This is a genomic window from Mycobacterium sp. NGS34, assembly GCF_059812845.1.
Genome location: NZ_JCALDM010000009.1, coordinates 35,095 through 52,534, shown reverse-complemented (window position 1 = coordinate 52,534; position 17,440 = coordinate 35,095). Strand labels below are relative to the sequence as shown.

16 protein-coding genes and 1 pseudogene are annotated in these 17,440 nt (G+C 67.8%); 8 read left to right on the top strand and 9 right to left on the bottom strand.

Going from position 1 to position 17,440, the window contains the following annotated elements; all coding sequences use genetic code 11:
• Positions 1-2 precede the first annotated feature (2 nt).
• Positions 3-800, top strand: a complete 798-nt coding sequence (locus tag AC5Y7V_RS21610; RefSeq protein WP_499882205.1) for an enoyl-CoA hydratase/isomerase family protein — start codon at positions 3-5, stop codon at positions 798-800.
• A gap of 59 nt (positions 801-859) precedes the next feature.
• Here AC5Y7V_RS21610 and AC5Y7V_RS21605 read toward each other — a convergent pair whose 3' ends face one another.
• The 4 genes from AC5Y7V_RS21605 to AC5Y7V_RS21590 all read right to left on the bottom strand — a co-directional run bounded on the left by AC5Y7V_RS21605 (position 860) and on the right by AC5Y7V_RS21590 (position 4,928).
• Positions 860-1,726, bottom strand: a complete 867-nt coding sequence (locus AC5Y7V_RS21605; protein WP_499882081.1) for an LLM class flavin-dependent oxidoreductase — start codon at positions 1,724-1,726, stop codon at positions 860-862.
• Positions 1,727-1,817: 91 nt separating this feature from the next.
• Positions 1,818-2,591, bottom strand: coding sequence for an STAS domain-containing protein (locus AC5Y7V_RS21600; protein WP_499882080.1), 774 nt, complete (start codon positions 2,589-2,591; stop codon positions 1,818-1,820).
• 265 nt (positions 2,592-2,856) lie between these two features.
• Positions 2,857-3,804 (bottom strand): DUF4873 domain-containing protein, encoded by a 948-nt coding sequence (locus AC5Y7V_RS21595; RefSeq protein WP_499882204.1) that lies wholly within the window; start codon positions 3,802-3,804, stop codon positions 2,857-2,859.
• A gap of 218 nt (positions 3,805-4,022) precedes the next feature.
• Entirely contained in the window at positions 4,023-4,928 is a 906-nt protein-coding gene (locus AC5Y7V_RS21590) for an AurF N-oxygenase family protein (protein ID WP_499882079.1), read from the bottom strand.
• Positions 4,929-5,047: 119 nt separating this feature from the next.
• Here AC5Y7V_RS21590 and cobF point away from each other — a divergent pair, with 119 nt between their 5' ends.
• The 4 genes and pseudogenes from cobF to AC5Y7V_RS21570 all read left to right on the top strand — a co-directional run bounded on the left by cobF (position 5,048) and on the right by AC5Y7V_RS21570 (position 7,439).
• The gene (gene cobF, locus AC5Y7V_RS21585) at positions 5,048-5,791 is read left to right on the top strand and encodes a precorrin-6A synthase (deacetylating) (RefSeq protein WP_499882078.1); all 744 of its coding nucleotides are present in this window, start codon (positions 5,048-5,050) and stop codon (positions 5,789-5,791) included.
• Between the two features lie 5 nt (positions 5,792-5,796).
• Positions 5,797-6,039, top strand: a pseudogene (locus AC5Y7V_RS21580) (DNA-formamidopyrimidine glycosylase family protein); the annotation flags it as partial.
• Positions 6,040-6,189: 150 nt separating this feature from the next.
• Entirely contained in the window at positions 6,190-6,660 is a 471-nt protein-coding gene (locus AC5Y7V_RS21575) for a zinc finger domain-containing protein (protein ID WP_499882203.1), read from the top strand.
• Between the two features lie 29 nt (positions 6,661-6,689).
• A complete protein-coding gene (locus tag AC5Y7V_RS21570; protein ID WP_499882077.1) occupies positions 6,690-7,439 on the top strand; it encodes an SDR family oxidoreductase in 750 nt (249 codons plus the stop codon).
• Positions 7,440-7,535: 96 nt separating this feature from the next.
• On the opposite strand, the gene pgi is transcribed toward AC5Y7V_RS21570, so the two are convergent.
• Both pgi and AC5Y7V_RS21560 read right to left on the bottom strand, forming a co-directional pair.
• Positions 7,536-9,200 (bottom strand): glucose-6-phosphate isomerase, encoded by a 1,665-nt coding sequence (gene pgi, locus AC5Y7V_RS21565; protein ID WP_499882076.1) that lies wholly within the window; start codon positions 9,198-9,200, stop codon positions 7,536-7,538.
• 105 nt (positions 9,201-9,305) lie between these two features.
• The gene (locus AC5Y7V_RS21560; protein WP_499882075.1) at positions 9,306-9,623 is read right to left on the bottom strand and encodes a chorismate mutase; all 318 of its coding nucleotides are present in this window, start codon (positions 9,621-9,623) and stop codon (positions 9,306-9,308) included.
• 236 nt (positions 9,624-9,859) lie between these two features.
• Here AC5Y7V_RS21560 and pcrA point away from each other — a divergent pair, with 236 nt between their 5' ends.
• Entirely contained in the window at positions 9,860-12,187 is a 2,328-nt protein-coding gene (gene pcrA / locus AC5Y7V_RS21555; protein ID WP_499882074.1) for a DNA helicase PcrA, read from the top strand.
• Here pcrA and AC5Y7V_RS21550 read toward each other — a convergent pair.
• Together AC5Y7V_RS21550 and AC5Y7V_RS21545 are read right to left on the bottom strand one after the other, a co-directional pair.
• Positions 12,184-12,747 (bottom strand): hypothetical protein, encoded by a 564-nt coding sequence (locus AC5Y7V_RS21550; protein WP_499882073.1) that lies wholly within the window; start codon positions 12,745-12,747, stop codon positions 12,184-12,186. The two genes, pcrA and AC5Y7V_RS21550, sit on opposite strands and share 4 nt — an antisense overlap.
• Before the next feature lies 1 nt (position 12,748).
• Complete coding sequence (locus AC5Y7V_RS21545; RefSeq protein ID WP_499882072.1) at positions 12,749-13,855, bottom strand: M23 family metallopeptidase; 1,107 nt, start codon at positions 13,853-13,855, stop codon at positions 12,749-12,751.
• Between the two features lie 278 nt (positions 13,856-14,133).
• Here AC5Y7V_RS21545 and sucC point away from each other — a divergent pair, with 278 nt between their 5' ends.
• Together sucC and sucD are read left to right on the top strand one after the other, a co-directional pair.
• A complete protein-coding gene (sucC, locus tag AC5Y7V_RS21540; protein WP_499882071.1) occupies positions 14,134-15,297 on the top strand; it encodes an ADP-forming succinate--CoA ligase subunit beta in 1,164 nt (387 codons plus the stop codon).
• Positions 15,298-15,364: 67 nt separating this feature from the next.
• Positions 15,365-16,267 carry a succinate--CoA ligase subunit alpha gene (gene sucD, locus AC5Y7V_RS21535; protein WP_499882070.1) on the top strand — a complete coding sequence of 301 codons (903 nt, stop codon included), beginning with the start codon at positions 15,365-15,367 and terminating at the stop codon, positions 16,265-16,267.
• A gap of 169 nt (positions 16,268-16,436) precedes the next feature.
• On the opposite strand, the gene AC5Y7V_RS21530 is transcribed toward sucD, so the two are convergent.
• A complete protein-coding gene (locus tag AC5Y7V_RS21530; RefSeq protein ID WP_499882069.1) occupies positions 16,437-17,285 on the bottom strand; it encodes an LLM class F420-dependent oxidoreductase in 849 nt (282 codons plus the stop codon).
• Between the last annotated feature and the right edge of the window lie 155 nt (positions 17,286-17,440).

Genomic DNA, 17,440 nt, shown 5'->3' with positions numbered 1-17,440 from the left:
CAGTGGAATTCGAAACCCTCGAGGACAACATCGCCCGCATCACGCTGAACCGGCCGGAGCGCCTGAACGCGATCGACGGAGCGTTGATCGGCGGTGTGGAGGAGGCCCTCGACGCACTCGGCGAGGGCGAGCACCGCGTCGCGATCCTGACCGGGGCCGGGCGGGGCTTCTGCGCCGGCGCCGATCTGAGCGGTACCGGCGAGGCGTGGACCAAGCCCCGACCGGCCAGCCCGGCGTTCAAGGTCAACTACGACTCGCAGGTTCGGCTGGCCGAGCTGTTCACGCGGATCTACGAACTGCCCATCCCGGTGATCGCCGCGGTCAACGGCGTCGCCGTCGGTGGTGGGCTGGCGTTCACCTTGGTCAGCGACATCCGCATCGCGTCCGAAACCGCCCGGTTCGGATCGGTGTTCATCAAGGCCGGCTTCTCGTCGATGGACATGGGCACCAGCTACCTGCTGCCCAAGATCGTCGGCGCCGGGGTTGCTCGCGAATTGATGCTGACCGGCCGCATCATCGACGCGGCCGAGGCCTATCGCATCAACCTGGTGCACGAGGTGGTGGCGCCCGACGACCTGATGGCCGCGGCGCTGCACAAAGCGCGCGAGATCGCCGGGAACAACGCGTATGGCGTGTGGCAGACCAAGATTGGACTCAACGCCGCGCTGGACGCGCCGAGCCTGCGCCACGCCATTGAGCTGGAGAACCGCACCCAGATACTCAGCGGCTTCACCAACAACCCGGCCGAAGCGGCCCGGGCGCACATGGAGAAGCGGCCCCCCAAGTGGGATCCGCTGTGATGTTTGGCGGCGGCCCCCTTCGCCCGGCTTCGCCGCGCTCGCGACCGCCGCTGTAAGGGCTAAACTTTCGCGATCACGTTCTCCGCGAACATTTCCAGGTTGCGGATCTTGTTGTCCAGCGGCTCGTCGTCCTTGCCCATGATGTAAGGAATTCGGAAGCCGACGATCACGTCGGTGACGCCCTTGTCCTCGAGCCGCTTGACGCCGTCCACCGTAAAGCCGTCCACCGAAATGACGTGGATCTGGAACGGCCCGGTCTTGCCCGCTTCTTCGCGGTACCGCTGCAGCTTGGCGAGCAGCCCGTCGAGTTCCTCCGGGTCGCCGCCGCCGTGCATCCAGCCGTCCAGGCGCGCGGCGCGCTTGAGCGCCGCGTCGGCGTGACCGCCGATCAGGATCGGGATGGGCTTGGTGGGAGCGGGTGTCATCTTCGTCTTGGGGATTTCGTAGAACTCGCCGTGGAATTCGAAGTACTCACCGGTGGTGAGGCCCTGGATGATTTCGATGCATTCATCCATCCGCTTGCCGCGCTTGGCGAACGGCACGCCCAACAGCTCGTAGTCCTCGGGCCACGGGCTGGTACCGACGCCGAAACCCACCCGGTTGTCGGTCATCGCGGCCAGCGATCCGATCTGCTTGGCCACCAGCGCCGGCGGCCGGATGGGCAGCTTGAGGACGAAGAAGTTGAAGTGCAGCTTCGTCGTCACCGCGCCCAAAGCCGATGTGAGCACGAAGGTTTCGATGAACTCCTTGCCGTCCAAGAACTCGCGGTTGCCGTCGGGGGTGTACGGATACTTCGAGTCGGACTCGAAGGGATAGGCGATGCTGTCGGCGATCGTCATGGCGTGGTAGCCGGCCGCCTCGGCCGCCTTGGCCAGCGGGATGTAGTAGCGATAGTCCGTCATCGCCTCTGCGTAGGTGAACCGCACGTCGTCCGCCTTCCTTGGGGGGCCGTCACACGAGATTAGAACGTGTTCTACTTTTACCCGCGCGCGGGTCCCCGAACAAGGTGCCAGCCGGTCAGAGCTGATTCTCGGGACCGATGATCGCCCAGACCGTCTTGCCCGACGACGTCGGCGTGCTGCCCCAGGCGCGCGACAACGCGTCGACGATCGCCAGGCCGGACACGTCGATGCCCTTGTCCGGCGACGGCAGCCGCAGCGCCGGTGTGCTGCTGGCGTCGGACACCGCGATGGTCGCCGTCGCGCCGTCGGTCTCGACCCGCATCATCGGCACGCTTCCGGTGTGCTCGAGCACGTTCTCCACGAATACGTTGACGACCACCAACGCGACCGGGATGAGCGCGGACTGCGACCACGCGGTCAGCCACTCCCGGACCAGCCGGCGTGACTCGCGAAGACTGGTCAGGTTGGCGGGCAGTTGGGCGTCGGCGTGCCGCACGGTGCGGCTCGTGAGCCGGTCGAGCGCCTTGAGCGCGGACTTCTCGGTGGCGTACACCGACATGAAGCGGGCCACCTCGCTGCGGGTGATCGCCTCGCGGGCGGCGCGATCCGCGCACACCAGCACTATCGGAACACCGGGCCGGATGTGCGCCTGCCAGCGCACGCCGATGAAGCTCGACCAGGCCGATTCCGCGGGCACCTTCAGCTTGGAGACGTTGACGACGACGGCGGACGGCTCGTCGAGCGTCGCCTTCGTGATGATGTCGCGCAGCGCCGCGGAGCTGCTGCTGTCGAGCACGCCCTCGACCGTGAGCACCACGACCGACTGCTCCGTGCGCGTCGAAACGGCCAGCGAGCTTGGTGACTCAGCTACCGCGCTCACCGCAGCCACCCCTTTCCCGTCAGGGCTTTATCCTCGCCGACCGCGACCCGGCAAGCCGTGTCATCCGGGTCCGCGTGTCTCAATAGCAATTTAGGCCCCCGCATTCCCAACGTGAAAGAAGGCGGATGCGATTTTCCTTATCCGGCCGTCCGCTGCCATATCCCCCGCTCCTGGAATTCGGCCGTTTATCCCGCCCCCACGAGATGGAAATAAGATTAACGCGATTACCCGAACGCCACGATCGGCAAACCTGCGGATTATCGCGCCGTGCGCGTCAGCTCAGCGCGTACGGCGGAGCGCCGACCCCCGCGACCGTGTGCGTGCCCCACGGCGTCTGTTCGACGATGCGGGCCGGCGCGCTGCGCTCGCCGACCGTCAGTGTCGCGGTGCGCGCCTGCTTGAGCGACTCGCCCGGCAGCGTCGCGGAACCGAAGACCGTGCCCTGCCAGTGGTAGTGGCCGTCGATCGGGTCCAGGTGGCCGGCCAGGCGCACGCGTACCGGATGGTCGGATCCGGCGATCGTCAGCGTCGCCGTGCCCTCGTAGGTCGCGTCGGGCCGGCTGGCGCCGGACGCCAGATCGAAGGCGGAAGCCACCGGCTGGGGCTGGGCGGGCCGCAAATAGAGGCGTTCGTTGAACACCCGCTGGCTGCTGCGGCGAACTTCGATGCGGGTGCTGCCGGTGCGTTCCATCAGCGCGACGCAGTCGGCGATGTAGCGCGCCTGCGCGCCGGTGTCGGGCCCGCCGATGAAGAAGTAACTGGGGCAGCCGCGAAGGGCGACGCCGAAGTAGGGCTCCGTGCCGTCGCGCCAGCCCGCCTCGCCCGGCATTGCGAATCCGGTGCCGTAGACGATGGCGTCGGCGTCGTGCTCGACGCCGTCAGCGGTGCGGATGCGCGACGCGGTGATGGCGACGACGGCGGATCTCACCAGCGTGGGGCGCGCCTGGGCGTGGGCGGTCGGCCGGACGCGGCGGCGCAGCCAGCGCTTGGCGCGGGTGGCGGGCAGCGGCAGCTCGTCGACGACCCGTCGTGGCGGGTGCGCGAAGACGGTGATGGCGGCCGCCGATCTGATCAGCCCCGGGATGTAGTGGCCGGCGGTGGAATCGGCGCCGACGACGGCGACGCGCTTGCCGGCCGGGTCGAAACCCGTGCGCCACTGCGCCGCGTGAAAGGACTCGCCCCGGAAGTCGTCGCGTCCGGCGATGTCCGGTAGGTACGGCACCCGCGCCGGCGGGTGGGCGGCCACCACTACGCGGGCCCGGACCGTCTCGCCGCCGTCCGTCGTCAGCAGCCAGGTGTGGGTGGCGTCGTCGAATCGTGAGCCGACCACTTCGCCTTCGAGCGTCACGACGTCGGTGACGCCGGCCCTTTGGAGGGCCGCCCGCGCGCTGTCTCCCGCTCCAAGGACGAGCACCCGATGGCAGCGCGCGGGCGGCTGGGTCACAGGAATCTGCTGCGCTTCCAGCCGCGGCGGGCGATCGGGCCCAGCAGGCCCACCTCGGTCAGAAACGCCGCCAGGGGAGCGAAGCCGGCAACTTGCATCTCGCGGCGGTGCTGGCTGGTGCGCGCGGTCTTTCGCGCCCTCTTCGCGTCCAGGCCCACCCGCGCGTAGGGGATCGGATTGCTGAACAAGTAGTTGAAGAAGTATCCGCCGAGCCCGTTGATGTTGGCCATGAACCAGCGGTTGAGCCGCGGCATCTCCGCTGCCCGCTTGCGGGCGCCGTCGCGGGCGAACTGGATGTGGCGGGCCTCTTCGGTGACGTGAATCCGCATGAGCCGCTGGATGATTGGCTGCAGTTCGGGATCGTCCATCATCTGCCGTTGCAGCGAGTCGAAGATTTCCTCGCCGATGAGGGCGGCCACCCACAGCATCGAGCCACGCTGGAACGCCAGTGGCAGCGCGTTGATGATCCACCGGTGAAACAACCTGGGGCGCACCGGCTTTGCGCCGATGCGTTCGATGGCCTTGCCGAACATGACCATGTGGCGGGTCTCGTCACCCAGCTCGGTCAGCTTGTAATGCGTCGAGGAGCTGGTGGGGTCCTCGTGCAAGATGGTGCGCAGCAACGACTGGTTGAGCATGTTCTCGAACCAGATACCCGCCGAGAGCGTGTTGACCAGTTCCTGGCGGGACAGGTCGATCTGCTGCTCGCGCGTCATCTCGTCCCACATCGGGGTGTTGTACAGCGACACCAGCCGCGGCGGCAGGTAGAACTTGTCGGGGTCCAGCGGCGCGTCCCAGTCGATGTCGACCACCGGCTCGTAGGACTTCTTGACCGAGCCCTTCAGCAATCGGTCCGAGAACTCTTCACGACTCGGCCCGCCCGGCTTCACCGCGGTGGTCATGGCGCGCGTCCCTTCGTTGGGTGCTGCAGACGGTACCCATGGTATCGGGTACCTGGGGTCCCGGCTAGGCCTTCGGGGTCTCGATTCGGCAATCTGATTTAAGCAGTGAGGAGGGCTTCTTGGCTCGGCATATCCACGTGATCGGTATCGGAGCCGGCGACCCGGGCTATGTGACCGTCCAGGCGATCGAGGCGCTCAACGACACGCAGGTGTTCTTCGCGATGGACAAGGGCGAGGCGAAAAGCGATCTGGTCGCGCTGCGGCGCGAGATTTGCGCGCGGTTCATCCGCGAGCCCGGCTACCGCTTCGTCGAGCTGCCCGATCCCAAGCGGTCCGCCGAAGCCGACTATCGCGAGGCCGTCGCGGAGTGGCACGCCGCGCGGGCGCGCGTCTGGGCGGACGCCATCTCCGCCGAGCTCGGTCCCGACGGCGTCGGCGCCTTCCTGGCCTGGGGCGACCCCTCGCTCTACGACAGCACGCTGCGCATCCTGGACGCCATCAAGGCCGAGCTCGATTTCAGCTACGACGTCGTTCCGGGCATCACCGCGATCCAGGCGCTGACGGCACGGCACCGCATCCCACTCAACGAGGTCGGCGAACCGGTGCTGATCACCACGGGCAGGCAGCTGCGCGAAAACGGGTTGGCCGGATCGGCGGTAGTGATGCTCGACGCCGACTGCTCGTTTCAAACGTGCCCGCCCGACACGAAGATCTGGTGGGGCGCCTACCTGGGCACCGGCGACGAGCTGCTGGTGGCCGGCACCGTCGGCGACGTCGCGGCGCGCATCGTGGCGCTGCGCGCCGACGCCCGAGCGCGGCACGGCTGGATCATGGACACCTATTTACTCCGACCGGCAGACTGAAAGGCGTGCCCGAACTCCCCGAGATCGAAGCGCTCGTCGACCATTTGCGCCGCCACGCCGTCGGATCGACGATCGGCCGCGTCGACGTCGTAGCGTTTTCGGTGCTGAAAACCTTTGACCCGCCGATCAGCGTGCTGCACGGTCAGGCCGTGACGGGGGCCCAGCGGTGGGGCAAGTATCTGGGACTGCAGGCCGGGGAGCTGTTCCTGATCGCCCACCTGTCGCGGGCGGGCTGGCTGCGCTGGTCGGACAAGCTGACCGCGGCGCCGCTGCGCCCCGGCAAGGGCCCGATCGCGTTGCGGGTGCACTTGGGCACGCCCGGCCAGGCGCCCGGCTTCGACCTCACCGAGGCCGGCACCCAGAAGCGGCTGGCGGTGTGGCTGGTCGACGACCCGAAGCTGGTGCCGGGCATCGCCGCATTGGGCCCCGACGCGCTGGAGCTCAGCCCAGAGGACCTGGCCGGGGTGCTGTCGGGCAACACCGGCAGGATCAAGACCGTCATCACCGACCAGAAGGTGATCGCCGGCATCGGCAACGCCTACAGCGACGAGATCCTGCACGTCGCGAAGATGTCGCCGTTCGCCACCGCGGGAAAGCTGTCCGACGAACAGCTGACCGCTCTGCACGACGCGATGATCTCGGTGCTGACCGACGCGGTCAGTCGCTCCGTCGGGCAGGGCGCCGCCATGCTCAAGGGGGAGAAGCGCTCCGGCCTGCGCGTGCACGCCCGCACCGGGCTGCCGTGCCCCGTGTGCGGGGACACCGTGCGCGAAGTGTCGTTCGCGGACAAGTCTTTTCAGTACTGCCCGACGTGCCAGACCGGCGGCAAGGTGCTCGCCGACCGCCGGTTGTCGCGGCTGCTCAAGTAGCCGCCGGCAGCGGTCGATATGCTGCCCGGGTGACTCGCCAGAAGATCCTGATCACCGGTGCCAGTTCCGGCCTGGGCGCCGGCATGGCGCGCTCCTTCGCCGCCAAGGGGCGCGACCTGGGGCTGTGCGCCCGCCGCACCGACCGGCTCGACGAGCTGAAAGCCGAACTGACACAACGATATCCGGGAATCAAGATCGCCGTCGCCGCGCTGGACGTGAACGACCACGAGCAGGTTCCGAAGGTGTTCGCCGAAATCAGCGACGAGCTCGGTGGCGTCGACCGCATCATCGTCAACGCCGGAATCGGCCATGGCGCGAAGCTGGGTTCGGGCAAGCCATGGGCGAACAGGAAAACCCTCCAGACCAACCTGGTGGCCGGTCTGATCCAGATCGAGGCCGCGCTGGAGATGTTCGCCAAGAGCGGCTCGGGCCACCTGGTGCTCATCTCGTCGGTGCTCGGCAACAAGGGCGTGCCGGGCGTCAAGGCCGCTTACGCCGCAAGCAAAGCCGGGATGCGCTCGCTGGGTGAGTCGCTGCGCGCCGAATACCGCGGCGGTCCGATCAAGGTTTCGCTGATCGAGCCGGGCTACATCGAGTCGGAGATGACCGCCAAGTCGGAGAGCACAATGTTCATGGTGGACAACGAAACTGGCGTCAAGGCGTTGGTCGACGCGATCGAACGCGAACCCGGCCGCGCCGTGGTGCCATGGTGGCCGTGGGGCCCGCTGGTGCAGCTGATGCGGGTGTTGCCGCCCCCGCTGACGAAGGTCTTCGCCTAATTCCTCTGGCGGTGTTCGCCGGGCCCTGCCCGGCCACCAGACGCAAAAGCCCCCGACACGCCGAGCGCGCGGGGGCTTTTGCGTCTGCTCGCGGGGTCAGGCAGTGCGTCCCCGCTCGGTGCGGTAGCGGCGGACCAGCGCGTCGGTCGAGCTGTCGGTTTGCGGCGCGGGTGAGGCGTCGGCGGTGATCACCGGAAGCAGCGCCTTGGCCTGCGTCTTGCCCAGCTCCACACCCCACTGATCGAAGGAGTCGATGCCCCAGATCACCCCCTCGGTGAAGACCTGGTGCTCGTAGAGCGCGATCAGCTGGCCCAGCACCGACGGGGTGAGCCGGTCGGCCAAAATCGAAGTGGACGGCCGGTTTCCGGGCATCACCTTGTGCGGCACGACCTCGGCGGGGGTGCCCTCGGCGGCGATCTCCTCGGCGGTCTTGCCGAACGCCAGCACTTGCGTCTGGGCGAAGAAGTTGCTCATCAACAGGTCGTGCATGCTGCCCGTGCCGTCTGCGGTGGCCAGGTCGTCGACGGGTTGGCTGAAGCCGATGAAGTCGGCCGGCACCAGCCGGGTGCCCTGATGCAGCAACTGATAGAACGCGTGCTGGCCGTTGGTTCCCGGTTCGCCCCAGAAGATTTCGCCGGTGTCGGTGGTAACCGGCGTGCCGTCGGCCCGGGTCGACTTGCCGTTGGATTCCATGGTCAGCTGCTGCAGGTAGGCGGCGAAACGCGAAAGGTCGTTGGAGTAGGGCAGCACGGCGCGCGATTGCGCGCCCATGAAGTTGGAGTACCACAGCCCGATCAGGCCGAGCAGGACGGGCGCGCTCGACTCCAGCGGGGCGGTCTTGAAATGCCGGTCGACGATGTGGAATCCGGACAGGAAATCGGCGAACGCTTCCTTGCCGATGGCGGCCATCAGCGACAGCCCGATCGCCGAATCGACCGAATAACGCCCGCCGACCCAGTCCCAGAACCCGAACATGTTGTCGGTGTTGATGCCGAAGTCGTCGACCAGGCGTTTGTTGGTAGAGACCGCAACGAAGTGCTTGGACACCGCGGCGTCGCCGAGCGTGTCGGTCAGCCAGCGGCGCGCGGCGGTCGCGTTGGTCAGCGTCTCCAGCGTGGAGAAGGTCTTCGATGCGACGATGAAAAGCGTTGTGGCAGGGTCCAAGTCGGCCAGCTTCGCGACCAGGTCGGCCGGGTCGACGTTGGAGACGAAGCGTGCCGAAATCCCGGCATCGGCGTAGTGGCGCAGCGCCTGGTAGACCATCACCGGACCCAGGTCCGACCCGCCGATGCCGATGTTGACCACCGTGCTGATCTTTTTCCCGGTGGCCCCGGTCCATTCACCGCTGCGTAACCGGTCGGTGAAGTCGCCCATGGCGTCCAGCACGGCGTGCACGTCCTCGACGACGTTCTGGCCGTCGACGATCAGCTCGGCGTCGCGGGGCAGCCGCAGCGCGGTGTGCAGCACGGCCCGGTCCTCGGAGGTGTTGATGTGCACGCCGGAGAACATCTGGTCGCGGCGCTCTTCGAGATTAGCCGTGCGCGCGAGGTCCACCAGCAGCGCCAGCGTCTCTCGGGTGACGCGGTGTTTGCTGTAGTCGATGTAGAGGTCGCCGACCGTGACGGTGAGTTCGCGGCCGCGATCGGGATCCTCGGCGAAGAACTGCCGCAGATGGGTCTGGCCGATTTGTTCGTGATGCCTGCGCAGGGCGTCCCACGCCGGGGTGGCGGTGATGTCGGGAATGGTGTGCACGGATGTCATGGGCGCCGCTCCTCCTCATCGCAAAGCTCTGCATGGTCGCCGACGCGGGTCATGGTTCGACCCTAATGCCGCCCGACGGGACGGAGCCAGGTGTGACGGACGGCCTCAGTGGCCGAGCCGGCCCCTGCCCAGCCGCAGCAACAGCATCGCCAGGTCCTTACCCTCGGGCCCGAGCTCGCTGTAGCGCTCGATGACCTTCATCTCTCGGCTGTGCACCAGCCGGGTGCCGCCGGAGGCCATCCGCACCTTGCCGATCGCCTGGGAGACTTCGGCCCGCCGCTTCACCGCGGCCAGGATCTCGGCGTCCAGCCGGTCGATCTCCTGGCGCAACGCGTCAATGTCGGTGGCCTCTTGGGCCTCGACCATCTCGATGTTCATCTCTGCTAACTCCGCATTCTCTTGATGTGGGGGTTCTGGTCTCATCCGATATCGGGCCTCACAAAAGAGACGAGCCCCGAATCCGGAAGCGGACCACGGGGCTCTGCGAAAGCAGCTACACCACGGGCACCGCTGGCCGGTACCCGTAGAAAAATCGGCGCTGCCTGTTGAGCATTCACCGAGTGTGCCACTAACGGCCGTAACCACGCAAAAACGGTCACGCCGCGCCGGAGGGCCTGGCCAGCGAAGTAGTCGGAGGGCGGCGGTAAATTTGGACCGACATGAGTGTGCACGCGACCAGTAATCCTGATGCCAAGTCCGCCCCCGAAGCAGAGCAGCTGCTCGACGGGCTCAACCCGCAACAGCGCCAGGCGGTGGTGCACGAGGGTTCGCCCCTGTTGATCGTCGCGGGCGCGGGATCGGGCAAGACTGCCGTCCTGACGCGGCGCATCGCCTACCTGATCGCCGCGCGGGGCGTCGGCGTCGGCCAGGTCCTGGCGATCACCTTCACCAACAAGGCCGCCGCGGAGATGCGCGAACGGGTGGTGCGGCTGGTGGGCCCCAGGGCCCGCGCGATGTGGGTGTCCACCTTCCACTCGACCTGCGTGCGCATCCTGCGCAACCAGGCGTCGCTGATCAAGGGCCTCAACTCCAACTTCTCGATCTACGACGCCGACGACTCGCGGCGGCTGCTGCAGATGATCGGCCGCGACATGGGCCTGGACATCAAGCGCTACTCGCCGCGGCTACTGGCCAACGCCATCTCCAACCTGAAGAACGAGTTGGTCTACCCCGACGAGGCCGTGACCAACCTGACCGAGGATTCCGACGAGTTGAGCCGCACGGTGGCCTCCGTCTACGGCGAGTACCAGCGGCGCCTGCGGGCGGCCAACGCGCTGGACTTCGACGACCTGATCGGCGAGACCGTCGCGGTGCTGCAGACGTTCCCCGAAATCGCGCAGTATTACCGGCGCCGCTTCCGCCACGTCCTGGTCGACGAATACCAGGACACCAACCACGCGCAGTACGTGCTGGTTCGTGAATTGGTGGGCACCGAGACCGTCGACGACGTGCCGCCCGGCGAGCTGTGCGTGGTGGGCGACGCCGATCAGTCGATCTACGCGTTCCGCGGCGCCACCATCCGCAACATCGAGGACTTCGAGCGCGACTACCCCGACGCGAGAACCATTCTGCTGGAACAGAATTACCGCTCCACACAGAACATCCTGTCGGCCGCCAACTCGGTGATCGCCCGCAACTCCGGGCGCCGCGAGAAGCGACTGTGGACCGACGCCGGCGCTGGCGAGCTGATCGTCGGCTACGTCGCCGACAACGAGCACGACGAGGCCAGGTTCGTGGCCGAGGAGATCGATGCGCTCGCCGAGCGCGGCGAGATCACCTACAACGACGTGGCGGTGTTCTATCGCACCAACAACTCGTCGCGGTCGTTGGAGGAGGTCTTCATCCGCGCCGGGATTCCGTACAAAGTTGTTGGGGGAGTGCGTTTTTACGAGCGCAAGGAGATCCGCGACATCGTCGCCTACCTGCGGGTGCTGGACAACCCCGGCGACGCGGTCAGCATGCGGCGCATCCTCAACACGCCGCGCCGCGGCATCGGGGATCGCGCCGAGGCGTGCGTGACCGTGTACGCCGAGAACACCGGCGCCAGCTTCGCCGACGCGCTGGTGGCCGCGGCCGAAGGCAAAGTGCCGATGCTGAATACGCGCGCCGAGAAGGCGATTGCGGGATTCGTCGAGCTGCTGGACGACCTGCGGAGCCACCTCGACGACGACCTCGGCGACCTGGTCGAGTTGGTGCTCGAGCGCTCCGGATACCGCAACGAGCTGGAGTCCTCCACCGATCCGCAGGAGCTGGCCCGGCTGGACAACCTCAACGAATTAGTCAGCGTCGCACACGAATTCAGCACCGACCAGGCCAACGCGGCCGCGCTGGACGAGTCGGCGCCCGAGGACGAAGACGTGCCGGACACCGGTGTGCTGGCGGCGTTTCTGGAACGCGTCTCGCTGGTCGCCGACGCCGACGACATCCCCGAGCACGGCGCCGGCGTGGTCACGCTGATGACGCTGCACACCGCGAAGGGGCTGGAGTTTCCGGTTGTGTTCGTCACCGGCTGGGAGGACGGGATGTTCCCCCACATGCGCTCGCTGGACGATCCGATCGAGCTGTCCGAGGAGCGCCGGCTCGCCTACGTCGGCATCACCCGGGCGCGCCAGCGGCTGTACGTGAGCCGGGCCATCGTCCGGTCCTCGTGGGGGCAGCCGATGCTCAACCCGGAATCGCGCTTCCTGCGCGAGATTCCGCAGGAGCTCATCGACTGGCGGCGCAGCGCGCCCGCGCCGTCGTTCAGTGCGCCGGTGAGCGGCGCCGGACGGTTCGGCGCGCCGCGCCCGTCGCCGACCCGCTCGGGGGCGAGCAAGCGGCCGCCGCTGGTGCTGCAACCCGGCGATCGGGTGACCCACGACAAGTACGGGCTCGGCCGGGTCGAGGAGGTTTCCGGCGTCGGCGAATCGGCGATGTCACTGATCGACTTCGGCAGCGCGGGACGCGTGAAGCTGATGCACAACCACGCCCCGGTCAGCAAGCTTTAGGCCTGCAGCCAGCGTTTGGTTTGCGGGTGAAACGCCAGCGCCACGCTGGCGACCGGCAGCAGCCACAGGGTGTAGACGATCCACGCCACCCGCGCACCCGCGATGAACACGCCGCCGTAGGTCAACACCGCGACCACCGCGCCGGCCGCGATGAGGTAGCGCCCCACGGGCCGATGCTGCAGCAACAAGATGACACCCGAAACGGTGGTGATCGCGAACACCAGCGCGAGAAAGGCCACCGCGATGCAGAACAGGCGGTCCGTGCGCCACCATCCGGCGATCAGGTCGGTGGCCACCACGGACGTGGCCCAGCCGCTGACAATGCTGACCGCGGCGGCGGCGGCGACGGCGGTCCGGCCGCTCGGTTCACTGCGTGGCAAACCCGCGTGCCGGGCGGGGGGCTCGTACGACGGCGGTTGCCGCGGGATCTGGCTGGTCGGCGATTCCGGCACGACGGGCATCGGCCCGGTCGGTGCCCGCCGGATGATCCGAGTCTGCGATTCCGAGGGGGGTGCTGCGGTCTCGGGCGGCGGAGCAGGGGGATCGTTGGGCGAACTCACCCTAGCCAGCGTAATTGCCGACGTTAAGTCCCCGCTTTGCGAGCCACGGCACGGGGTCGATCCGCTCCGTGCCGCCCTGCAGCACCTCGAAGTGCAGGTGCGGGCCGGTGGAATTGCCGCGGTTGCCCATGGTGGCGATCTGGTCGCCGGCCATGACGCGCTGGCCGACGCTGACCAGCGTCGTGTTGACGTGGCCGTAGAGGGTGACCGTCCCGTCGGCGTGGCGGAGCTTGACCAACGCCCCGTAGCCGGCGGCCGGCCCGGAGTCGATGACGACGCCGTCGGACACCGCGTAAATCGGGGTGCCGATCGAGTTGGCCAGGTCGATTCCGGCGTGCAGCACGCCCCAGCGGTACCCGAAGTTGGAGGTGAAGATCCCCTTCGTCGGCATCACAAAGAGCGGCTGCTGCAACCGGGCCTCGCGCTGCGCCCGATCGTTGGCGTAGGCCACGCCCCTGGCGAATTCCTCGTTGTGCACCGCGGCGTTGGCCGCGGGCTGGACCGCGATCACCTGGGCGCCGCGGATGGTGCTCGGCCCCGAACCGCCGCTGAGCGCCGACGCGTTGGCCGTCAGCACCGCCTCCGTCTTGGGGGTGTCGGCGTGGCTGGTCGCCGTGTGGGCCGCTGCGGCGGCCGCTCCGGCCGCCATCGCGGAGATCAGCAGGCGGCCCCTGGCCGCGCTGGTCGGCTGCTTACGGTGCGCCCCGCCGCGCCGGATCGCCGGGATGACGTCGGTGATGTCCGAGTGGTTGGGCCGGCGCCCTTCGGTATCCGGGACTTCGGGCTGGAACCTCGCCGGGACCGCCACGGCGGCGGGCGCGGCCAGCAACAGCGGGCCCAGGTCGTCGACGTCGTGTAGGTCGTCGAGCTCGGGAGCCAGCAATACGCGAGCCTCGTTGTCGAAGGTCGAGTCGTTGCTGAAGTCCAGGTCGTCGAGATCACCCGACTCGTCGGCGAATTCCAGGTCGTCGAAGTCGAATCCGTCGAGCGGAAGGATCTCGGTGACTTCGTTTCGGTTCGCCTCGGTCCACCGGCCCCCGGCCGCGCGACCGACCCTCACGACGCCGTTCGACACGGCAGAAGGGCGGCTTAAACGGTGCTGCGACAAGCTGAATTGTCCTCGTATCGTGACCATAACGTTATCTGGACCCTAGGAAGGTATCCGCTAACCGACCGGGCTGGCAACCTCGGGCCAAGAGCCCAACCAATATTGTGATTCGCATCACTTTTGAGGCTCGCCGGTATGCCGTGAGCTGTGCCACATCGGTGGACGCGACGGTAGCAGGCGTTCGGCGGGTGGATACAGTGCCACCGTGCGAGTTGCCGATTCCGGCGCCGCCACCCACGTACAGGCCTAGCAGCAAGCCGACCGAAGACAGTGAGCCCATGGACCTTTTCGAGTATCAAGCAAAAGAATTGTTCGCCAAGCACAACGTACCGAGCACGCCCGGCCGGGTGACGGACACCGCTGAGGGCGCCCGCGTGATCGCCGAGGAGATCGGTCGCCCGGTGATGGTCAAGGCGCAGGTCAAGATCGGGGGCCGCGGCAAGGCCGGCGGCGTCAAGTACGCCGCGACGCCCGACGACGCGTACGAACACGCCCAGAACATCCTCGGGCTGGACATCAAGGGCCACATCGTGAAGAAGCTGCTGGTCGCCGAGGCCAGCGACATCGCCGAGGAGTACTACATCTCCTTCCTGCTCGATCGCGCCAACCGCACCTACCTGGCGATGTGCTCGGTCGAGGGCGGCATGGAGATCGAAGAGGTGGCCGCCACCAAGCCCGACCGGCTGGCCAAGGTTCCCGTCAGCGCCGTCAAGGGCGTCGACGAGGCGACCGCGCGGTCGATCGCCGAGCAGGGCCACCTGCCCGCCGAGGTGCTCGACGCCGCCGCGGTCACCATCTCCAAGCTGTGGGAGCTTTTCGTCGCCGAGGACGCGACGCTGGTTGAGGTCAACCCGCTGGTGCGCGATCCGCAAGACCGGATCCTGGCGCTCGACGGCAAGGTCACCCTCGACGCCAACGCCGACTTCCGCCACCCGGACCACGCCGAGTACGAGGACCGCGACGCCACCGACCCGCTGGAGCTCAAGGCCAAGGAGCACCACCTCAACTACGTCAAGCTCGACGGCGCCGTCGGCATCATCGGCAACGGCGCGGGCCTGGTGATGTCGACCCTCGACGTCGTCGCCTACGCCGGCGAGAAGCACGGGGGCGTCAAGCCGGCCAACTTCCTCGACATCGGCGGCGGCGCGTCGGCGGAGGTGATGGCCGCCGGGCTGGACGTGGTCCTGGGTGACCAACAGGTCAAGAGCGTGTTCGTGAACGTCTTCGGCGGCATCACGTCGTGCGACGCGGTCGCCACCGGCATCGTCAAGGCGCTGGAAATCCTCGGCGGCGAGGCCAACAAGCCGCTGGTGGTGCGCCTCGACGGCAACAACGTCGAGGAGGGCCGCCGCATCCTGACCGAGGCCAACCACCCGCTGGTGACGCTGGTGGCCACCATGGACGAGGCCGCCGACAAGGCCGCCGAGCTGGCGAGCGCCTGAGACGTGGCTATCGCAAGAGCGGCGCAGCCGGTCGCAGCGGGTCGACACTAGAAAGGACTTTGGAACCATGTCGATCTTCCTGAACAAGGACAACAAGGTCATCGTCCAGGGCATCACGGGCAGCGAGGCCACCGTGCACACCGCCCGAATGCTCAAGGCGGGCACCCAGATTGTGGGCGGCGTCAACGCCCGCAAGGCGGGCACCACCGTCACGCACGAGGACAAGGGCGGCCGGATCACCAAGCTGCCGGTGTTCGGCAGCGTCGCCGAGGCGATGGAGAAGACCGGCGCCGACGTGTCGATCATCTTCGTGCCGCCGAAGTTCGCCAAGGACGCCATCATCGAGGCCGTCGACGCCGAGATCCCGCTGCTGGTCGTCATCACCGAGGGAATTCCGGTGCAGGACACGGCTTTTGCGTGGGCCTACAACGTGGAGAAGGGCGGCAAGACCCGCATCATCGGGCCGAACTGCCCCGGCATCATCACGCCGGGCGAGGCGCTGGTGGGCATCACCCCGGCCAACATCACCGGGTCGGGCCCCGTCGGGCTGGTGTCCAAGTCCGGCACGCTGACCTACCAAATGATGTACGAGCTGCGCGATTTCGGGTTCTCGACGTCCATCGGCATCGGCGGGGACCCGGTGATCGGGACCACCCACATCGACGCCATCGAGGCGTTCGAGAAGGACCCCGACACCAAGGTCATCGTGATGATCGGTGAGATCGGCGGCGACGCCGAGGAGCGCGCGGCCGACTACATCAAGGCCCACGTCTCCAAGCCCGTCGTCGGCTACGTCGCGGGATTCACCGCGCCGGAGGGCAAGACGATGGGCCACGCGGGCGCGATCGTGTCCGGCTCGTCGGGCACCGCGGCCGCCAAAAAGGAGGCCCTGGAGGCGGCCGGCGTCAAGGTCGGCAAGACCCCGTCGGAGACGGCCGCGCTGGCCCGGGAGATCCTCGCCAGCCTGTAGAGCTCTTCGGCGAGCAGACGCAGAATCGCACGCCGCCACGCGGATTTGTGCGATTCTGCGTCTGCTCGCGCTAAACCTGACGCGTCATTCCGCGACACTTACACCACGCACACGACACGCCGCGGACGATCGCAGCAGCTTAAGTCTCGCGAACGCGGGGGCCGGGCACTCAAACGGCGGCGGCCAGCTTGCCGGCCAGCCGCTCCACGTAGGCGGCGATCTCGTCTTCGGGGCGGTCCGGCAACCCGAACAGCACCTCTGTCACCCCCAGCTCGGCCCATCGCGCCAGCTTCTCGGGGATCGGCTTGAAGTCCAGCGCGACGATCTGGGGGGCGCCGTCACGTCCCGCGGCCGCCCAGGTGTCCTGCAGCAGCTTCACGGGCTCGTCGATGTCGAAGTCGCGCGGCGTGGTGATCCAGCCGTCGGCGCTGCGCGCGATCCACTTGAAGTTCTTCTCGTTGCCGGCCGCGCCGACCAAGACCGGAATGTGTGGCTGCACCGGCTTGGGCCAGGCCCAGCTGGGACCGAACTTGACGAATTCGCCGTCGTAGGCGGCCTCTTCTTCCGTCCACAACGCGCGCATGGCCTCGATGTACTCGCGCAGCATGGTGCGGCGGCGCCCCGGCGGCACCCCGTGGTCGGCGAGCTCGTCGGTGTTCCACCCGAACCCGACGCCGAGGCTGACGCGGCCGCCCGACAGATGGTCAAGGGTGGCGATGCTTTTCGCCAAGGTGATCGGGTCGTGCTCGACGGGCAGCGCGACCGCGGTCGACAGGCGCACCCGCGACGTGACGGCGCACGCGGCGCCCAGGCTCACCCATGGGTCCAGCGTGCGCATGTAGCGGTCGTCCGGCAGCGACGCGTCGCCCGTCGTGGGATGCGCCGCCTCGCGCTTGACCGGAATGTGGGTGTGTTCCGGCACATAGAACGTGTGGAAGCCGTTGTCGTCGGCAAGCTTGGCGGCCGCCGCGGGGGAGATGCCACGATCGCTGGTGAAAAGCACGAGCCCGTAATCCATGCCCTGGATTAGAACGTGTTCTACCGATGCGGGGCAAGCTGCGCGGGCGCGGCGTCCCGGCACGGCCGCCCGGACGTGCGCTAGCGTGGGGGATCGATCGTGCCGCTACGCAACATGGGGAAGGTGTTTCGAAGCGGCGCGCCCAGCGGCGCCGC